Origin of the sequence: Sphingomonas sp. G-3-2-10, from assembly GCF_012927115.1 — a bacterium.
In the GTDB taxonomy this organism is placed as follows: domain Bacteria; phylum Pseudomonadota; class Alphaproteobacteria; order Sphingomonadales; family Sphingomonadaceae; genus Sphingomonas.
Genome location: NZ_JABBFY010000001.1, coordinates 2892443 through 2908691 on the forward strand (window position 1 = coordinate 2892443; position 16249 = coordinate 2908691).

22 protein-coding genes are annotated in these 16249 nt (G+C 66.8%); 11 read left to right on the top strand and 11 right to left on the bottom strand.

Annotation, left to right across the window (positions count from 1 at the left end; all coding sequences use genetic code 11):
- Nucleotides 1-5: 5 nt before the first annotated feature.
- A complete protein-coding gene (locus HHL13_RS14570) occupies nt 6-464 on the bottom strand; it encodes a YbgC/FadM family acyl-CoA thioesterase (RefSeq protein ID WP_169556349.1) in 459 nt (152 codons plus the stop codon).
- Nucleotides 465-549: 85 nt separating this feature from the next.
- On the opposite strand from HHL13_RS14570, the gene HHL13_RS14575 reads away from it, so the two are divergent.
- Nucleotides 550-1290 (top strand): ABC transporter ATP-binding protein, encoded by a 741-nt coding sequence (locus HHL13_RS14575; RefSeq protein ID WP_169556350.1) that lies wholly within the window; start codon nt 550-552, stop codon nt 1288-1290.
- Nucleotides 1287-2729 (top strand): hypothetical protein, encoded by a 1443-nt coding sequence (locus tag HHL13_RS14580; RefSeq protein WP_169556351.1) that lies wholly within the window; start codon nt 1287-1289, stop codon nt 2727-2729. Before HHL13_RS14575 ends, HHL13_RS14580 begins: the two co-directional genes overlap by 4 nt.
- On the opposite strand, the gene ruvB is transcribed toward HHL13_RS14580, so the two are convergent.
- The 3 genes from ruvB to ruvA are packed head-to-tail and all read right to left on the bottom strand — an operon-like array spanning nt 2726 to nt 4691.
- Nucleotides 2726-3745 carry a Holliday junction branch migration DNA helicase RuvB gene (ruvB, locus tag HHL13_RS14585; RefSeq protein ID WP_169556352.1) on the bottom strand — a complete coding sequence of 340 codons (1020 nt, stop codon included), beginning with the start codon at nt 3743-3745 and terminating at the stop codon, nt 2726-2728. The genes HHL13_RS14580 and ruvB overlap by 4 nt on opposite strands.
- Entirely contained in the window at nt 3742-4098 is a 357-nt protein-coding gene (locus HHL13_RS14590; RefSeq protein ID WP_169556353.1) for a hypothetical protein, read from the bottom strand. The genes ruvB and HHL13_RS14590 overlap by 4 nt, the downstream gene beginning before the upstream one ends.
- The gene (gene ruvA, locus HHL13_RS14595; RefSeq protein ID WP_169556979.1) at nt 4095-4691 is read right to left on the bottom strand and encodes a Holliday junction branch migration protein RuvA; all 597 of its coding nucleotides are present in this window, start codon (nt 4689-4691) and stop codon (nt 4095-4097) included. Before ruvA ends, HHL13_RS14590 begins: the two co-directional genes overlap by 4 nt.
- Nucleotides 4692-4786: 95 nt before the next feature.
- On the opposite strand from ruvA, the gene HHL13_RS14600 reads away from it, so the two are divergent.
- Nucleotides 4787-5233 (top strand): hypothetical protein, encoded by a 447-nt coding sequence (locus tag HHL13_RS14600; protein ID WP_169556354.1) that lies wholly within the window; start codon nt 4787-4789, stop codon nt 5231-5233.
- Here the strand turns inward: HHL13_RS14600 and ruvC are convergent.
- From ruvC to HHL13_RS14625, 5 genes are all read right to left on the bottom strand, one after another.
- Nucleotides 5230-5724, bottom strand: a complete 495-nt coding sequence (gene ruvC, locus HHL13_RS14605; protein ID WP_169556980.1) for a crossover junction endodeoxyribonuclease RuvC — start codon at nt 5722-5724, stop codon at nt 5230-5232. The genes HHL13_RS14600 and ruvC overlap by 4 nt on opposite strands.
- Nucleotides 5721-6464 carry a YebC/PmpR family DNA-binding transcriptional regulator gene (locus tag HHL13_RS14610; RefSeq protein ID WP_169556355.1) on the bottom strand — a complete coding sequence of 248 codons (744 nt, stop codon included), beginning with the start codon at nt 6462-6464 and terminating at the stop codon, nt 5721-5723. The genes ruvC and HHL13_RS14610 overlap by 4 nt, the downstream gene beginning before the upstream one ends.
- A 26-nt stretch (nt 6465-6490) precedes the next feature.
- The gene (locus HHL13_RS14615) at nt 6491-6730 is read right to left on the bottom strand and encodes a DUF2312 domain-containing protein (protein ID WP_169556356.1); all 240 of its coding nucleotides are present in this window, start codon (nt 6728-6730) and stop codon (nt 6491-6493) included.
- A 160-nt stretch (nt 6731-6890) separates the two neighbouring features.
- Complete coding sequence (locus HHL13_RS14620; protein WP_169556357.1) at nt 6891-8225, bottom strand: amidohydrolase family protein; 1335 nt, start codon at nt 8223-8225, stop codon at nt 6891-6893.
- A 62-nt stretch (nt 8226-8287) separates the two neighbouring features.
- Complete coding sequence (locus HHL13_RS14625) at nt 8288-8662, bottom strand: DUF1244 domain-containing protein (RefSeq protein WP_169556358.1); 375 nt, start codon at nt 8660-8662, stop codon at nt 8288-8290.
- A gap of 87 nt (nt 8663-8749) precedes the next feature.
- On the opposite strand from HHL13_RS14625, the gene pyk reads away from it, so the two are divergent.
- On the top strand, nt 8750-10222 hold the full coding sequence (gene pyk, locus HHL13_RS14630) for a pyruvate kinase (protein WP_169556981.1): 1473 nt from the start codon (nt 8750-8752) through the stop codon (nt 10220-10222).
- Nucleotides 10223-10231: 9 nt separating this feature from the next.
- On the opposite strand, the gene HHL13_RS14635 is transcribed toward pyk, so the two are convergent.
- Together HHL13_RS14635 and ykgO are read right to left on the bottom strand one after the other, a co-directional pair.
- Entirely contained in the window at nt 10232-10846 is a 615-nt protein-coding gene (locus HHL13_RS14635; RefSeq protein ID WP_169556982.1) for an HAD family phosphatase, read from the bottom strand.
- Nucleotides 10846-10971: a type B 50S ribosomal protein L36 gene (gene ykgO / locus HHL13_RS14640; protein ID WP_169556359.1), complete on the bottom strand. Its 126-nt coding sequence runs from the start codon at nt 10969-10971 to the stop codon at nt 10846-10848. The genes HHL13_RS14635 and ykgO overlap by 1 nt, the downstream gene beginning before the upstream one ends.
- Nucleotides 10972-11119: 148 nt before the next feature.
- On the opposite strand from ykgO, the gene HHL13_RS14645 reads away from it, so the two are divergent.
- The 7 genes from HHL13_RS14645 to HHL13_RS14675 all read left to right on the top strand — a co-directional run bounded on the left by HHL13_RS14645 (nt 11120) and on the right by HHL13_RS14675 (nt 16246).
- On the top strand, nt 11120-11728 hold the full coding sequence (locus HHL13_RS14645; protein ID WP_169556360.1) for a DUF4136 domain-containing protein: 609 nt from the start codon (nt 11120-11122) through the stop codon (nt 11726-11728).
- On the top strand, nt 11725-12843 hold the full coding sequence (locus HHL13_RS14650) for a carboxypeptidase family protein (protein ID WP_169556361.1): 1119 nt from the start codon (nt 11725-11727) through the stop codon (nt 12841-12843). Before HHL13_RS14645 ends, HHL13_RS14650 begins: the two co-directional genes overlap by 4 nt.
- Entirely contained in the window at nt 12843-13301 is a 459-nt protein-coding gene (locus tag HHL13_RS14655) for a GNAT family N-acetyltransferase (RefSeq protein ID WP_169556362.1), read from the top strand. The genes HHL13_RS14650 and HHL13_RS14655 overlap by 1 nt, the downstream gene beginning before the upstream one ends.
- 101 nt (nt 13302-13402) lie before the next feature.
- Nucleotides 13403-13858 carry a GNAT family N-acetyltransferase gene (locus HHL13_RS14660; protein WP_169556363.1) on the top strand — a complete coding sequence of 152 codons (456 nt, stop codon included), beginning with the start codon at nt 13403-13405 and terminating at the stop codon, nt 13856-13858.
- Between the two features lie 88 nt (nt 13859-13946).
- Nucleotides 13947-14633 (top strand): 2,3-diphosphoglycerate-dependent phosphoglycerate mutase, encoded by a 687-nt coding sequence (gpmA, locus tag HHL13_RS14665; protein ID WP_169556364.1) that lies wholly within the window; start codon nt 13947-13949, stop codon nt 14631-14633.
- Nucleotides 14634-14685: 52 nt separating this feature from the next.
- On the top strand, nt 14686-15168 hold the full coding sequence (gene purE / locus HHL13_RS14670) for a 5-(carboxyamino)imidazole ribonucleotide mutase (RefSeq protein ID WP_169556365.1): 483 nt from the start codon (nt 14686-14688) through the stop codon (nt 15166-15168).
- 10 nt (nt 15169-15178) lie between these two features.
- Complete coding sequence (locus HHL13_RS14675; protein ID WP_169556366.1) at nt 15179-16246, top strand: 5-(carboxyamino)imidazole ribonucleotide synthase; 1068 nt, start codon at nt 15179-15181, stop codon at nt 16244-16246.
- The last annotated feature ends 3 nt before the right edge of the window (nt 16247-16249 follow it).

Below are 16249 nucleotides of genomic sequence, written 5' to 3' on the forward strand. Positions count from 1 at the left end.
CCGGCTCAGTTTCCCTTGCACACCAGTGGCGTGAATGCCGCCATCCATTCGGATGGCTGCCGCCGGGGACGCCCGGCCGGGGTGACAAATGCCGCCTCGACCTCCGCTTCCGCCACTATGGTACCCTCGCGCATGACTCGTTGATGAATATCCACCGAAGCGGCGCGCAAACGCTTCAGATGGCTGACGACCGTGAGTTCGTCGCCGAGACGGGCCGGCGCGCGGTATTTGAGGGACAGCGAGGCGATTGCATACGCACCCTCGCCAGCCTCGAACGCCGCGCGCTGATCGATCCCGGCAGCCAGCAGCATATCGGAGCGGGCGCGCTCCATGAACCGCAGATAATTGGCGTGATAGACGACCCCGGTCAGGTCGGTGTCCTCGAAATAGACACGCAGGACAAAATGATGCTCGTGGCCGACGAAGCGGCCTAACGCCGACAGGGTCGCTTGCAAGCTGTCCATCGCAGGGGCCGTAGCCCACGGGGCCGCGATGGGGAACCCCGTTCGCCCTCTGGACGAAGCCGCATCCATCTCTAGTCTGGCACGGATGACCGCACCCGCGCTTCGTATCACCGGCCTCCGCAAATCCTTCGATCGACCCGTCATCGCGGGTCTCGATCTCGAAGTCCGCGCGGGCGAACTCTATGCCCTGCTCGGCCCCAATGGCGCGGGCAAGACCACGACGCTGCGCATGGCGGTGGGGCTGACCGAGCCCGATGGCGGGCGGATCGAGATTTACGGCGTCGATGCGCGGCGCGACCCACTGGCGGCGCGGGCGATTACGGCGTGGCTGCCCGACGATCCGATGATCTACGACAAGCTGACGCCGTCGGAATATCTCGGCTTCGTCGCGGGGCTGTGGCGCATCCCGCCTACCGTCGCCGCGCCCGAAGCCGAGCGCCTGCTCAAATGGCTCGAGCTGTGGGACGTGCGCGACGATCGGTGCGAGGGCTTTTCGCGCGGCATGAAGCAGAAGGTCGCGCTGGCCGGGGCGCTGATCCACGATCCGCAACTGCTCATCCTCGACGAGCCGCTGACCGGCCTCGACGCAGCGATGGCGCGGAGCGTGAAGGACGCGCTGCGCGCGGCGGTGGACAGCGGCAAGACGGTGATCGTCACCACCCACATCCTCGACGTGGCCGAGCGGCTGGCCGACCGGATCGGGATCATCGCTGGCGGCAAGCTGCTGGCCGAAGGCACGCTCGACCAGCTGCGCGAACAGGCCGGGTCGGATGACATGACCCTCGAGGACACCTTCATCCGCCTGACCACGCCCACCGCCGCATGATCGGCTGGCTGATGCAGCGCATGGCGCCGGGGGGCTTTGTCTGGCTGACGCTCAACGAGCTTCGCCTGGCGATGCTCGCCTATCAGCGTAAGGACTGGCAAGCCGCGCTCGCCTATGTATTCCTGATCCTGTGGACACTGATCGGCATCGTGATCGCGCTGGCCATGCGCGGCGTTCCGATCGACGGCGGCCCCTTCACCCGCGCAATCGTGCTGCTGGTATCGGCCTGGCTCTTCACGCTGATGGTCACGCAGGCGATCGTCACCAGCCAGCGCACCTTGTACGAGGCAGGCGATCTCGACCTGCTCTTTTCCGCACCGCTTCCCCCGCGCACCGTGATCGCAGCGAAGCTGGCCGGGATCACCGGCTCGATCCTGCTGACCTATGCCGTGATCCTGCTGCCGATCGTATTGCCGATGGCGCTGCTGGGCCATGCCGAGCTGCTCGGCGCGGTCGCGCTGCTGGTGGCCCTCGCGCTGTTCGGCGCCTGTTCCGGGCTGGCCATAACCCTTGCACTGGCCCGGGTCGCCGGTCCCCGCGCCGCGCGCACCGTCGGCCAGATCGCAGCCGCATTGTCCGGCGGCGCGGCGTTCCTCACCGTCCAGATCTACAACAACCGCAATCGCGACGAAGGCGGCATCGACCTTCTGTTCCAGCAGATCGAGCGGACCGGACTGGTCGATAGCGGCCCCGGCGCCTGGCCGGGTCAGGCGGCGCTGGGCGATCCGATCGCAATCCTGCTGCTCTTCGGCGGCGCGGCGCTGGTCTTCGCCTTCACGGCCTGGGCGATGCAGACCCTGTTCCTTTCCAGCTATCGCGCGGGAGGAATGCGCCTTTCGGGACGCACCCGCCCGGCGACCGGACGGATCGCCCGCCATTTCCGCACCGGACTGTTCGCGACGATCTTCGCCAAGGAATGGCGGCTGCTTGCCCGCGATCCGGCGCTGACATTTCAGATATTGCTACGCCTCGTCTATCTCGCGCCGATATTCCTTATCGGCATGCAGAGCGACGGCGCGATCCCGCTCGCGCCCTCTTTCGCATTCGTCAGCGTCATCGTCGCCGGGCAAGTGGCGAGCAGCCTCGCCTGGCTTGCCGCGGCGGCGGAGGATTCGCCCGATCTCATCAGCGCCGCTCCGGTCACGAAGGACGATGTCGACAATGCCAAGCTGCTTGCGGCGCTGGCGATGTCGGCACCGGTCGTATTGCTGCTGCCGATCGTCATCGCGTTCGAAACGATCCCCGGCGCGCTGGTCACGATCGCCATCACCGCGCTGGCCGGATGGCTGACCGGCTATCTGGAAGTGAGCAACGCCACGCCCGCGCCGCGATCGACCTTTCAGCGCCGGTCGCAGGGGTCCTTCGTCATGGCGATCTTCAACTTCGTCATCAGCGGCTTTCTGGGCGCGGTCGCCGGCGTCGCCGTCTATTTCCTCTAGTCGAACAGCCCGTCCTGCGCGTTGGCGGGCGGATCGAGGCCGAGATGCTTCCACGCCATGCCGTTGAGGCAGCGGCCGCGCGCGGTGCGGGCGATCATGCCGATCTGGATCAGGTACGGCTCGATCACTTCCTCGATCGTGTCGCGCGGTTCGGACAGGCCCGCGGCGAGCGTCTCCACACCCACCGGGCCGCCGCGATAGATGTCGGCAATCATCATCAGATAGCGCCGGTCCATCGCGTCGAGGCCCAACGCATCGACTTCGAGCCGGGTCAGCGCAGCGTCCGCGACCTTCGCATGCACCGTCGCTTCGCCGAGTACCGTCGCGAAATCGCGCACCCGGCGCAGCAGGCGGCCGGCGATGCGCGGGGTACCGCGCGAGCGCCGCGCGATCTCGCGCGCGCCATCCTCCGCCACATGCAGATCGAGCAGGCGCGCGGCGCGGCTGACGACCTTTTCGAGTTCGTCCACCGTGTAGAAATTGAGGCGGACGGGAATGCCGAACCGGTCGCGGAGCGGCTGAGTGAGCAGACCCTGCCGCGTGGTCGCGCCGACAAGGGTGAAGCGCGGCAGATCGATCCGCACGCTCCGGGCGGATGGCCCTTCGCCGATCATCAGATCCAGCGCGCGATCCTCCATCGCGGGATACAGCACTTCCTCGACCTGCGGTGCGAGGCGGTGGATCTCGTCGATGAAGAGGACGTCGCCATCCTCGAGATTGGTCAGCAGCGCCGCGAGATCGCCCGACTTGGCGATGACCGGGCCGGAAGTGGCGCGGAACCCCACGCCCATCTCGCGCGCGATGATCTGCGCCAGCGTGGTCTTGCCGAGCCCGGGCGGGCCGAAGAAGAGGACATGATCGAGCGCTTCGCCACGCGACCGCGCCGCCTGAATGAAGACGCGCAGATTCTCTCGCGCCGCCTTCTGCCCGACGAACTCGTCGAGGAGCTTGGGGCGCAGGGCTGCGTCCACGTCATCGGCGCGGCGCTCTGGGGCGAGGATGCGGTCGTCGGTCACAATGCACTCCCGCAGGTCATGCAGCTTCTCTGCGGCAGAAAATACGGCCCTCCGCCATAATAACGGTCGGCTTCGCCAGCCTCGAAGACGGACCGGCCGCACTGCCCGCACTTCGTCCAGCCCATCTTGTGGAACAGCGTGTGGAGAAGCGTCTCGCGCGGGACATGCTCGAACGAACTTCCGACAAGCGGATTGAAGACCGGGCTGACCAGCAGGAGCGCTGCCAGGATACTGAGCGTCCAGCTCGGAGAGACTATGCAGATGATGACCGGGACGATCGTCCCGATAATCTCAAGGCCGCGCAAAAGCAGCCCGGCGCGGAACGCCGATGCCGTTGCAACTGCACCGCTCACTTCGCCGCCTTCCGCAGCGCCAGCCGCACCAGCGCGTCGAGCGTCGCGCCTGGCCCGAGTTCGTCGCTGGCCGCACTCACCGCGTTGCTCGCTTCGGCGGGCTTGAAGCCCAGATTGAGCATCGCCGACACCGCGTCCTTTGCTGCGCCGCCCGCCGGGGACGACGCCGCGCCGACGCCGCCGGTCGCGATCCCGCCTGCCTTGTCCTTCAGTTCGTTGGCGATGCGCTGCGCCAGTTTCGGGCCGACGCCGTTGGCGCGTGCGATCATCGCCGAATCGCTGCGCGCGATCGCCGTCTGCAGCTCGGCGGGGGCAAAGATCGAGAGGATCGCCAGCGCCACCTTCGCGCCGACGCCCTGCACGCTGGTCAGCAGCTTGAACCAGTCGCGCTCGTCGGCCGAAGCGAATCCCATCAGCCGGATCGAATCCTCGCTGACCAGCATTTCGGTGTGCACCGTGACCGTGCCGCCCGCGGGGCCGAGCGCATCGAGCGTCTTCGCCGACGCGCCGACCAGATAGCCCACGCCGTTCACGTCGATCACCGCATAATCCATGCCGGTGGCGGCGAGCTGGCCGTGGAGATGCGCGATCATGTCGACAGGCTTAGCCACCTTTTGTTCCGCCGTCATCCCCGCCTCTGGAAATCGCTGCCGCCCTTCCCATTTCGAGGGAAAGGGAAGGATTGCGCATGACGCTGTTGATGGGGATGGTCGGGCTATGGGCGGCGCTGATCGCCGCGCGCGACACGCCGGTTGGCGATACGCTGAACCGCTGGCTGGTCGCGAAGCCCGCCGCCGCGCTTTCGCGCATCCACCGCCAGACGATGCTCGCGGCAGCGGTGCTGATCGTCACCGCGCTCGCGGCGTGGTGGGTGATCGGGCATGAAGGCATATTGATCTACAGCATGGCGCTGCCCGAGCTGACCGCCGCGCTGGCGATGATCGATCTGGGCGTGATGCTCGATATCGCGCTGGTGGTGGTCGCGGGCGCCGCGAGCAGCAGCTGGCGCGCGATCCGCGCGCTGTTGCCGCAACGCGCCGCTCCGCGCAGCCCCCGCGCACGCCGCACCCGCACTCCGCGCAAGCCCGCCGCCAACGACGATGGCGAAGGACCGGCCTTTGCGCTGACGGCCTAGCCTTGGCGCCCCATCCGCCGCGCCGTCGCCAGGTGATGCGCGTGGCAGATCGCCACCGCCAGCGCGTCGGCGGCGTCGGCGCCGTCGATCTTCACACCGGGCAGCAGCCGCGCGACCATCGCATGGACCTGCGCCTTTTCGGCATTGCCCACGCCGACCACCGATTTCTTGACGACCGAAGGCGTATATTCGCCGACCTCGATCCCCGTCCGCGCCACCGCGCAGATCACCACCCCGCGCGCCTGACCCAGCTTGAGCGTGGATTGCGCGTTGGAATTGACGAACACTTCCTCGACCGCCGCGCCATCGGGATTTCGGTCCGCAATCAGCGCGGCAAGCTGCATGTCGAGATGCGCGAGCCGGCGCGGCAGCGATGCCGCGGTGTCGGTCTTCAGCCGGCCGTTGGCGATATGGCTCAGGCGATTCCCCTCGGCCCGGATCAACCCCCAGCCGGTGGTGCCAAGCCCGGGGTCGAGGCCGAGAAGGATCAGCCCAGCTTCTCCATCACTTCGTCGGAGACTTCGTAATTGCCCCACACGGTCTGCACGTCGTCATCGTCGTCGAGCAGGTCGATCAGCTTGAGCAGGGTCGCGGCGTCGCCTTCGTCGACCGACACCATCGTCTGCGGACGCCAGGCGAGCTTCGCGCCTTCGGCTTCGCCCAGCACCGGTTCGAGCGCCTTGGCGACTTCGTGCAGATCGCCCTGCCCGGTCCAGATCTCGTGGCCGTCTTCGGACGACGACACGTCCTCCGCGCCCGCTTCCAGCGCCGCTTCGAACACCTTGTCGCCGTCACCCGCCTTGGCCGGATAGTTGATCAGGCCCATCCGGTCGAACGCATGGCTCACCGAACCCGGTGCGCCCAGATTACCGCCATTCTTGGCGATGATCGTGCGCACATTGGTGACGGTGCGGTTGCGGTTGTCGGTCAGCGTTTCGATGATCAGCGAGACGCCGCCCGGGCCGAACGCCTCGTAACGGATTTCCTCGTAATTCTCCGCGTCGCCCTTGCTCGCCTTGTCGATCGAGCGCTGGATATTGTCCTTGGGCATCGACTGCGCCTTGGCGGCGTTGACCGCCGCGCGCAGGCGCGGGTTCATGTCCGGATCGGGCAGGCCCATCTTGGCCGCGACGGTGATTTCGCGGCTGAGCTTGGAAAACATGCCCGAGCGCTTCTTATCCTGAGCGCCCTTGCGGTGCATGATGTTCTTGAATTTGGAATGGCCTGCCATGAGCGGCTCCCTCTCCTTAGGTCGTCTCAGCTAAGGCCGAGCGCGTTCTTGTAGGTTTCGAGCAGCGCTTCGGCCTCGTCGCGGTGATGCTTTTCCATTTTCCGCAGGCGCACGATCGAACGCATCGTCTTCACGTCGAAACCGGTCGACTTGGCTTCGCCATAGACGTCCTTGATGTCGTCCGCGATGCCCTTCTTCTCTTCCTCCAGCCGCTCGATGCGCTCGATGAAAAGGCGCAGCTGTTCGGCCGAAATATTGTCGCTCATGGGAAGTCCGCTCTCGAATCTGGATAGAAAGGGGGCCGTCTAGGGCATCGGTTGCGGCGGCTCAAGCCGCCGTTGCAGTACCGGCCCGCTCCCCCACCCGGCCGCCCAACGGAAGTTTATTCTATGGGCGGCCGGGTGGGGGAGCGGGCTGGCACCGCCATCAATCAGCCGGAAACGCCTGCCGCTTGCCGCCAAGCTTGTGGACCACACCGCGACGCATGACGAAATCGACGCGCTCCAGCCGTGTGACATCGGCCAGCGGATCGCCGGTGACCGCGATGATGTCGGCCCATTTGCCCGGCTCGATCGATCCGATCTGGTCCTTGCGGCCCAGCGCATCGGCGGCGTCGATCGTCGCGGCGCGGATCGCGCCCATCGGGGTCATACCCGCGCCGACCATCAGGCCGAATTCCTGCGCGTTGATGCCGTGGCGCGACACGCCGGTATCGGTGCCGAAGGCGATGCGCACCCCGGCGCGGATCGCGCGGCGGTGGCTGTCGATCGCAGCAGCGGCGGCTTGCTCGGCCTTGGGTACCGTCGCCGGGGGCAACAGGCCCGCGCGCGCCGCCTTCAGCGCAGTCTGCGGCGCGAGCATCGTCGGGACCAGCCAGGTGCCGCGCGACTTCATCAGCGCGATGGTCGAATCGGTCAGGAAGGTGCCGTGATCGACGGTATCGACTCCGGCCTCTACCGCGGCGCGAATGCCTTCCTCGGCATGGGCATGGACGGCGACGCGGCGGCCGAAGCTGTGCGCAGTCTCGACGATCGCCTTCATCTCGTCCGGCGTCATCTGCCGGCCCAGCCCGCCAGCGACGTTGGACAGCACGCCGCCGGTGCCCGCGAACTTGATGACCAGCGCACCCATGCCGATCTGCGCGCGCACCGCGCGGCGGCAATCGTCGGCGCCGTCGCAGGTGTTGAGCTGGTGATCGCGCACGGTGCTGGCCCAGGGTTCGGCCAGCCCGTTGCTGCCGTCGCCATGCCCGCCGGTGACCGAGATCATCAGCCCGGCATTGACCACGGTCGGCCCGGCGATCGCGCCGCGATCGATCCCGTCGCGCAGCGCGCGGATCAGCTCGGGCGTGCTGCCCAGATCGCGAACGGTGGTGAAGCCGGCTTCGAGATCGAGCCGGGCATTCTCCACCCCGATCACGAATTCGTCGCCATCGGTGCGCGTCATCGCCTCGAGCCGCGCCTTCATCGGGTCCCCTTCGAAGAAGAGATGGACGTGCAGGTCGATCAGCCCGGGCAGGACGAACGCATTGCGCAGATCCACGACGGTCGCGCCCTCGGCCGGAGGCACGAAGCCGTCGCGCACTTCGACGACCTTGCCGTCGCGGACGATGATCGTGCTGTTGCCGCGCGGCTTCTCGCCCGGTTTGTCGAGCAACGTACCGGCATGGATATAGACCGTCTTGGGCGCTGGCGGTGCGCTCTGGGCCAGAACCGGTGCGGCGAACAGCAGCGCGAAGGCCGCGATCAGATTGCGGATCATCCTCTTCCCCTTTGCGCGGAGCTTAGGGGCAGGCCTTCCCGCGAGCAACGGGTGCGGCGGGGTCAGCCGTTCGGCGCGGTCATCGAGGGCGGGTCGCTCGCCGGGAAGCTGTCGTCGAGCGCATCGTCGAGCATCTCCTCGCGATGATTGCGCGTCAGGCTTTCGGCCATCCGCTCGAGCTGCTCGGGCGTCGCCTCGATCTGGTAGCGTGCCTTCCACGCCTCATGCGGCATGCCATAAACGATCTCGCGCGCCGCCGCCTTGTCGTACGCGCCCTTGCTCGCTTCATGCACCCAATCGCCCAGACAGTTCCGGCAGAAGCCCGCCAGCCCCATCAGATCGACATTCTGAGCATCCGTGCGATGCCGCAAATGGCGCACGAGTCGCCGAAACGCCTGAGCCGCAATCGCATCGTCCAGCGTTTCGAGCGTCGCCATCTTCGTCTCCACGGTTGATCCATTTTCATATGAGGGTAGAGGCGGGACCGTACAAGTTTGCGCCAGATTTTTGGGGACATGACACCGATGACAAAGGCGATCAGCCCGCGCTCGCGAAAGGTTCGCGTCCTCGCGACTCTCGGCCCCGCCAGTTCGACACCCGAAATGATCGAACGGCTGTTCGATGCCGGCGCCGACGCGTTCCGCATCAACATGAGTCACGGCGATCAGGAATCGAAGATTCCGGTGATCGAAGCGATCCGCAGCCTCGAGAAGAAGCTGGGCCGCCCGACCACGATCCTCGCCGATCTTCAGGGCCCCAAGCTGCGCGTCGGCAAGTTCGCTCAAGGGAAGGTGACATTGGTCACCGGCCATGAATTCATCCTCGACCGCGATCCCGCGCCCGGCGACGCCACGCGCGTCCAGCTGCCGCACCGCGAGATTTTCGAAGCTGCCGAGGACGGCGCGCGCCTGCTGCTCGACGACGGCAAGCTGGTGCTGCGCGTGATCAGCCATACGCCCGACCGGATGACGACGATCGTCGAAGTCGGCGGCGTGCTGTCGAACTCGAAGGGCCTCAACGTGCCCGACATGGTGCTGCCGCTGGCCGCGCTGACCGAGAAGGACCGCAGCGATCTCGATTTCGCGGTCGAACAGGGCGTCGACTGGATCGCATTGAGCTTCGTCCAGCGGCCCGAGGATTTGATGGAAGCCCGCCGGCTGATCGGCGGCAAGGCGGCTTTGCTCGCCAAGATCGAGAAGCCGAGCGCCATTGCCCGGCTGGACGAACTGCTGGAGCAATGCGACGGCGTGATGGTCGCGCGCGGCGATCTGGGCGTCGAATTGCCGCCGCAGAGCGTGCCGCCGCTGCAGAAGCGGATCGTCGAGAGCGCCCGCCGCCTCGGTCGCCCGGTGATCGTCGCGACGCAGATGCTCGAATCGATGATCACTTCGCCCTCGCCGACCCGCGCCGAAGTCTCCGACGTGGCGACCGCGGTCTATGACGGCGCCGATGCGATCATGCTCTCGGCCGAAAGCGCCGCGGGCGACTGGCCGGTCGAATCGGTGGCGATGATGAATTCGATCGCCGACGCGGTGGAGCGCGATCCGACGCATGGCGATCGCGTCCACTTCACCGTCACTCGCCCCGATCCCACCACCGCCGACGCGCTGGCCGAAGCCGCCAAGGGCATCGCCCACACCGTCAGCGCCGCGGCGATCCTGTGCTTCACCACTTCGGGTTCGACCGCGCGGCGCATCGCGCGCGAGCGGCCCAACGTGCCGATCATGGTGCTGACCCCGAAGATCGAAACCGCGCGGCGGCTCGGCCTGTTGTGGGGCGTCCATGCGGTCCACACCCGCGACGTCGCATCGTTCGAGGAAATGGTCGCCAAGGCCAAGCGCATGGCGCTGCGCCATCACATCGCCGCCGCGGGCGACCGCGTGATCGTGTGCGCCGGCGTGCCGTTCGGAACGCCGGGATCCACCAACGTGCTGCACGTGGTCCGCCTGCTGGGCGACGAGCTGAAGACCTATAAGGGCAGCGATCCGACGGGCTGAGCGCCGGCGTCAGAGCAGCTCGAGCCGCTCCAGCTCCGCGCGGAAGGCCGCCGCGTCGGTGAAATGCACCGTGTGGATGCCCGCCGCGCGCGACGATTCGACGTTGGCGAGGTTGTCGTCGACGAACACCGCCTGCGACGCGTCCAGCCCGAAGCGCTTCAGCGCCAGCGCGTAGATTGCGGGATCGGGCTTCACGAGTTTCTCGTCGCCCGAGACGACCACATCGCGGAACGGCGCGAACACCGCTTCCTGCGACGCGCGGAAGGGCGGCCAGAACTCGCCCGAGAAATTGGTGATGGCGAACAAAGGCACATCGCGCGCGGCCAGTTCCGCGACGATCTCGAGCATCCCCGGAATCGGCCCGCCGACCGATTCGTTGAAGCGCGGCCCCCAGGCGGCGATCAGATCGGCATGCTGCGGGTATAGCGCGCTCAGCTCCGCCGAAGTCTCGGCGAAGGGACGGCCTTCATCGTGCTGGAAGTGCCATTGTTTCGTGACGACATCCGCCAGAAACGCATCGAGCGCCCGATCGTCCTCGATCAGGCGCTCGTAGAGGAATCGCGGATCCCAATCGAACAGCACATTGCCGACATCGAAGATGACGGCGTGTGGCTGCACGGGAATCAGCCCTGGCGGGCTTTGAACCGGCGATTCGTCTTGTTGATGACGTAGGTGCGCCCGCGACGACGGATCACGCGGTTCTCCCGGTGACGGTCCTTGAGCGACTTCAATGAATTCACGATCTTCATGACCGATTCGCTTCTCGAATTGGAATGCTGGAAAAGAGGCGCCCGCCTAGTGGCCTCTCCCTTCCAAGTCAACCTGAGAAACCGGTAAAGCCGTTACGGAACCGATTCGGCCTGACTCGTGTTGAAGCCGAAAACAGGAGGCTGGGATATGGGACGGATCAAGGCACTGGCAACGATCGGAGCTGCTGTGGCGCTGTCCGGCTGCATGGCCGGGCCGCGCACCGGGCCGATCGACGTCACCCGCTACCATCTCGGCAATCCGGTCGCCGCCGATACGATCGCGGTCGAGCCGCTGACCGGCTTTGCCGGGGTCAGCCCCGAGGATCAGGTCTATGCCGCGGCGATCCGCGCCGAACTCTCGCGGATCGGCTTCGCGGCTTCGCCCGGCGGCCCCTCCGCCTATGTCGCGGCCTTTTCCTATACGCGCACCTCGCGCGGCTTCGTCCGCCGCCAGTCGCCGGTCTCGATCGGAATCGGCGGCGGCGGCTTCAGCGGCGGACGGCGCGGCGGCGTGGGGATCGGCGGCGGCGTGAGCGTGCCGGTGGGCAGCGGCCGCAGCGACGAAGTGATCGCCACCGAACTGCGCGTCCAGCTCAAGCGCCGCAGCGACAACAGCATCGTGTGGGAAGGCCGCGCGGTCACCGAGACCGTCGGCAACGGCCCGACGACTCAGCCCGCCGCGACCGCCGACCGGCTCGCAAAGGCGCTCTTCAAGGGGTTCCCCGGCGAAAGCGGGATCACTATCACGGTCAAATGACCATCAGCATCAACGCCGCGTTCGACAGCGGCAATATCCGTCTCGTTGCAATCGAGGGCGACCGCGTCGACCTTGAGATCGTCAGCGATCACCTGTCCGACTTCTATCAATGGTTCCACTTCCGCGTCGCCGGCGCGAAGGGGCGGACGCTGACCTTCCGCATCCTGAATGCGGCGGGCGCGGCCTACGCGTTCGGCTGGCCGGGCTACAAGACGCGCTGGAGCGCCGACCGCGAAGCGTGGCGCGTGGCCGACTCGTCTTATGACGACGGCGTGCTGAGCTTCACCAGGGCGATCGACACCGATCTCGTCTGGTTCGCCTATTTCGCGCCCTATTCGATGGAGCGGCACCACGATCTGGTCAGCCGCATCGCGCTGAAGCCGGGCGTCACGCACAAGCAGCTCGGCACCACGCTCGACGGCCAGCCGCTCGATTGCCTGACCCTGGGCACGGGCGAGAAGCAGGTGTGGATCTATGCCCGCCAGCATCCCGGCGAATCGATGGCCGAATGGTGGGCCGAAGGCGCGCTGGAGAAGCTGACCGACGCGGACGACGCGACGGCGAAGCTGCTGCGCGAGAAGGCGACCTTCCACATCGTGCCGAACATGAACCCGGACGGATCGCGCCGCGGCCATCTGCGCACCAATGCCGCCGGCGTGAACCTCAACCGCGAATGGCACTCGCCCACGGCGGACAAGAGCCCCGAAGTCCTCGCCGTGCGCGACGCGATGGACGAGACCGGCGTGGCTTTCGCGATGGACATCCACGGCGACGAAGCGATCCCGGCCAATTTCCTCGCGGGCTATGAAGGCATTCCGAGCTGGACCGACGCATTCGGCGAGAAATTCTACGAATTCGGCCGCCGCCTCGCCGCGACCACGCCGGAGTTCCAGACCGATCTCGGCTATGAGAAGTCGGCGCCGGGCACCGCCAATCTGTCGATGTCGACCAACCAGCTCGCCGAGCGCTTCGGCGCGGTGTCGATGACGCTGGAAATGCCGTTCAAGGATCACGAAGCGAATGCCGATCCCGAATTCGCCTGGTCGCCGGAACGGTGCAAGGTGCTGGCGCATGCATGTCTGGAGACGCTGGCCGGGATGATCGACGAACTCTGATGGAAATCCGCGAGGGGGGATTGCGCGATCCGCGCACGATCGCGCTGCTGGAGCTGCACGCCGCGGGGATGCTCGCCAGTTCCCCCGCGGAAAGCTGTCACTTTCTCGACCTGTCGGGGCTGGAGACGCCCGACGTGACCTTCTGGACCGCATGGGACGGCGAGGCGCTGCTCGGCATGGGCGCGATGAAGCAGATCGATGCCGGGCACGGCGAGATCAAGTCGATGCGCACCGCGCCCGAGCATCTCGGCAAGGGTGTCGGGGCCGCGATCCTCGAACGGATCATGGCCACGGCGCGCGAGCGGAGCCTCTCGCGGCTGAGCCTCGAAACCGGTTCTTCGGCGGAATTCGACGCGGCGCACGCCCTCTATCGCAAGTTCGGCTTCACCTATTGCGATGCGTTCGGCGATTATCCGGCGGACGATCCGTTCAGCCGCTTCATGACGCGACAGCTTTAACTTCACGATCGCGCATTTACCGCACGGCAGCATTTGCCTGCGACGACCGGACGATATCGATTCGATTGCGTCACGATGAAGGCGCCGGGGGGCACAGGGTTATGGAGATTCGCGAGGGCGGCCTCGACGAGCCGCAGGTGATCGACCTGCTGCGCGTGCATCTCGACGATGTGCGCGAAAAGCCCACGCCCGGCGGCGCGCATGTTCTCGACCGCAGCGGCCTGAAGCGTCCGGACATCAGCTTCTGGAGCGCATGGCGCGACGGCAACCTGCTCGGCTGCAGCGCGCTCCGCGAACTCGATCCGGCGCATGGCGAGATCAAGTCGATGCGCACCGCTCCCGATCAGCTCCGCCGCGGCGCGGGCGCGGCGCTGATGGCGCATATGCTCGGCGTCGCCCGCCAGCGGGGCTATCGGCGGCTGAGCCTGGAAACCGGCGCGACGCCCGAGTTCGAGCCTGCCCAGGCGCTGTACCGCCAGCTCGGTTTCACCTGGTGCGATCCGTTCGGCGACTATGCTGCGCACCCGTTGAGCCGGTTCATGACCAAGCCCCTGTAACACAAGCCGCTGTAACACGCGCGATAGTTCCGCTCCGGTTGCGCTCCGCCTCCGCGCGGCTAAGAGGGCCGCGACAAAGGAGACCCCTATGCCCACGCTCGTCCTGATCCGCCACGGCCAGTCGGCCTGGAATCTCGAGAACCGCTTCACCGGATGGTGGGACGTGAACCTCACCGATCTGGGCATCGAGGAAGCCAAGGCCGCGGGCCGGTTGCTTGCCGAGAAGGGCTTCGACTTCGACCAGTGCTACACCAGCCTCCAGACCCGTGCGATCAAGACGCTCAACCTGGCGCTGGAGGAAATGGGCCGGCTATGGCTGCCGGTCACCAAGGACTGGGCGCTGAACGAGCGGCATTATGGCGGCCTGACCGGGCTCAACAAGGCCGAGACCGCGGCCAAGCATGGCGACGAGCAGGTCAAGATCTGGCGCCGCGCCTTCGATACGCCGCCGCCGGTGCTGGAGCCGGGCGGTGAGTTCGATCTGACGAAGGATCGCCGCTATGCGGGGATCGCGATCCCCTCGACCGAGAGCCTCAAGGACACGATCGCTCGCGTCCAGCCTTATTGGGAATCGACCATCGCGCCCGATCTGAAGGCAGGCAAGCGCGTGGTGATCTCGGCCCACGGCAATTCGCTCCGCGCGCTGGTGAAGCATCTGTCGAACATTCCCGACGCGGAAATCACCGAACTGGAAATCCCGACCGGCCAGCCGATCGTGTACGAGCTGGACGACAATCTGGTTGCGACCGACCGCTATTATCTGAGCGAGCGTTGATCTGAGGAAGCGCGCCCACTAGGGACGGCGCTTCCTCCAAGGGGACGGCGAAATGACCAACCCGGTTGTCGGCATCATCATGGGCAGCACGTCCGATTGGGAGACGATGCGCCATGCCGCCGATCGCCTGTCGGACCTGGGCATTGCGCACGAGACCAGGGTGGTCTCCGCGCATCGCACGCCGCAGCGGCTTTATGATTATGCGCGCGAGGCTGCGGACCGTGGCCTCAAGGTGATCATCGCCGGAGCCGGCGGCGCCGCGCATCTGCCGGGCATGGCGGCGTCGATGACGCACCTGCCGGTGCTGGGCGTGCCCGTCGAATCCAAGGCGCTGAAGGGCATGGATAGCCTGCTCTCGATCGTGCAGATGCCCGCGGGCATCCCGGTCGGCACGCTGGCGATCGGCAAGGCGGGCGCGGCCAATGCCGGGCTGCTCGCCGCCGCGATCCTCGCCACCGGCGACGAAGCGCTGTCGCAGCGGCTTCAGGCGTGGCGCGCGGCGCAGACCGACGGCGTGGCGACCGATCCCGAGTAAGCTGGCGGACATGACCACCCTTCCCCCCGGCGCGACGATCGGCATCCTTGGCAGCGGCCAGCTCGGCCGGATGCTGGGCGTGGCCGCGGCACAGATCGGCTATCGCATCCATGTGTTCGCGCCCGAGAGCGGGCCGGCGAACGACATCAGCTCGGCCTTCACTCGCGCCGGTTATCACGAAGCGGACGAACTCGCCGCCTTCGCCCGCGCCTGCGACGTCGTGACTTATGAGTTCGAGAATGTCCCCCTTACCGCGCTTGCCGCGATCGCCGACAAGGTGCCGGTGCGGCCGGGGCTGAAAGCGCTGGAAGTCGCGCAGGTACGGCACACAGAAAAGGCGTTCGTCCGCGATCTGGGTGGCCGCACCGCGCCGTTTGCCGAGGTAAACAGCCTTGGCGACCTGACCGCCGCGCTGGAGACGATCGGTACGCCCGCGATCCTGAAGACGGTATCGCTCGGCTATGACGGCAAGGGTCAGGCGCGGATCGACGATCCCGCGCAAGCTGCTCAAGCCTGGGACGCGGTGAAGGGCCAGCCCTCGATCCTCGAAGGCTTTGTCACCTTCAGCCACGAATTTTCGATTCTGCTCGCCCGCGCGCCGGACGGGACCACCACCAGCTATCCGCCGCCGTGGAACCAGCATCGCGACGGCATCCTGCATCTTTCCAGCATCCCCGCCCCAGCCGAGATCGCCTCGCAATGGACCGAAGCCGCCGCGCTCGCCGGTCGCGTCGCCGAAGCGCTCGACTATGTCGGGGTGATCGCGCTCGAATTCTTCGCCACCGCCGATGGACCGGTGTTCAACGAGATGGCGCCGCGCGTGCATAACAGCGGCCACTGGACGATCGAAGGCGCCGAGACCTCGCAGTTCGAGAACCATATCCGGGCGATCTGCGGCCTGCCCTTGGGCAGCACCGCACCGACCGCGCTGCGCGTCGAGATGGAAAACCTGATTGGCGACGACGCCACGCGCTGGGCCGAATTCCTCGCCGAGCCGGGCGCGCATCTGCACCTCTACGGCAAGCACGAGATCCGCGCCGGCCGGAAAATGGGCCATGTGACCCGGCTGGAACGCTGATCG

Excerpts from the sequence above, each read along its gene's own strand:
- HHL13_RS14570 (WP_169556349.1), bottom strand. The coding sequence starts at position 464 with ATGGACAGCTTGCAAGCGACCCTGTCGGCGTTAGGCCGCTTCGTCGGC.
- HHL13_RS14575 (WP_169556350.1), top strand. The coding sequence starts at position 550 with ATGACCGCACCCGCGCTTCGTATCACCGGCCTCCGCAAATCCTTCGAT.
- HHL13_RS14580 (WP_169556351.1), top strand. The coding sequence starts at position 1,287 with ATGATCGGCTGGCTGATGCAGCGCATGGCGCCGGGGGGCTTTGTCTGG.
- ruvA (WP_169556979.1), bottom strand. The coding sequence starts at position 4,691 with ATGATCGCGCATCTCCACGGCCAGCTCGCCGCCACCGGCATGGATTAT.
- HHL13_RS14600 (WP_169556354.1), top strand. The coding sequence starts at position 4,787 with ATGACGCTGTTGATGGGGATGGTCGGGCTATGGGCGGCGCTGATCGCC.
- HHL13_RS14610 (WP_169556355.1), bottom strand. The coding sequence starts at position 6,464 with ATGGCAGGCCATTCCAAATTCAAGAACATCATGCACCGCAAGGGCGCT.
- HHL13_RS14615 (WP_169556356.1), bottom strand. The coding sequence starts at position 6,730 with ATGAGCGACAATATTTCGGCCGAACAGCTGCGCCTTTTCATCGAGCGC.
- HHL13_RS14620 (WP_169556357.1), bottom strand. The coding sequence starts at position 8,225 with ATGATCCGCAATCTGATCGCGGCCTTCGCGCTGCTGTTCGCCGCACCG.
- HHL13_RS14625 (WP_169556358.1), bottom strand. The coding sequence starts at position 8,662 with ATGGCGACGCTCGAAACGCTGGACGATGCGATTGCGGCTCAGGCGTTT.
- pyk (WP_169556981.1), top strand. The coding sequence starts at position 8,750 with ATGACAAAGGCGATCAGCCCGCGCTCGCGAAAGGTTCGCGTCCTCGCG.
- ykgO (WP_169556359.1), bottom strand. The coding sequence starts at position 10,971 with ATGAAGATCGTGAATTCATTGAAGTCGCTCAAGGACCGTCACCGGGAG.
- HHL13_RS14645 (WP_169556360.1), top strand. The coding sequence starts at position 11,120 with ATGGGACGGATCAAGGCACTGGCAACGATCGGAGCTGCTGTGGCGCTG.
- HHL13_RS14650 (WP_169556361.1), top strand. The coding sequence starts at position 11,725 with ATGACCATCAGCATCAACGCCGCGTTCGACAGCGGCAATATCCGTCTC.
- HHL13_RS14655 (WP_169556362.1), top strand. The coding sequence starts at position 12,843 with ATGGAAATCCGCGAGGGGGGATTGCGCGATCCGCGCACGATCGCGCTG.
- HHL13_RS14660 (WP_169556363.1), top strand. The coding sequence starts at position 13,403 with ATGGAGATTCGCGAGGGCGGCCTCGACGAGCCGCAGGTGATCGACCTG.
- gpmA (WP_169556364.1), top strand. The coding sequence starts at position 13,947 with ATGCCCACGCTCGTCCTGATCCGCCACGGCCAGTCGGCCTGGAATCTC.
- purE (WP_169556365.1), top strand. The coding sequence starts at position 14,686 with ATGACCAACCCGGTTGTCGGCATCATCATGGGCAGCACGTCCGATTGG.
- HHL13_RS14675 (WP_169556366.1), top strand. The coding sequence starts at position 15,179 with ATGACCACCCTTCCCCCCGGCGCGACGATCGGCATCCTTGGCAGCGGC.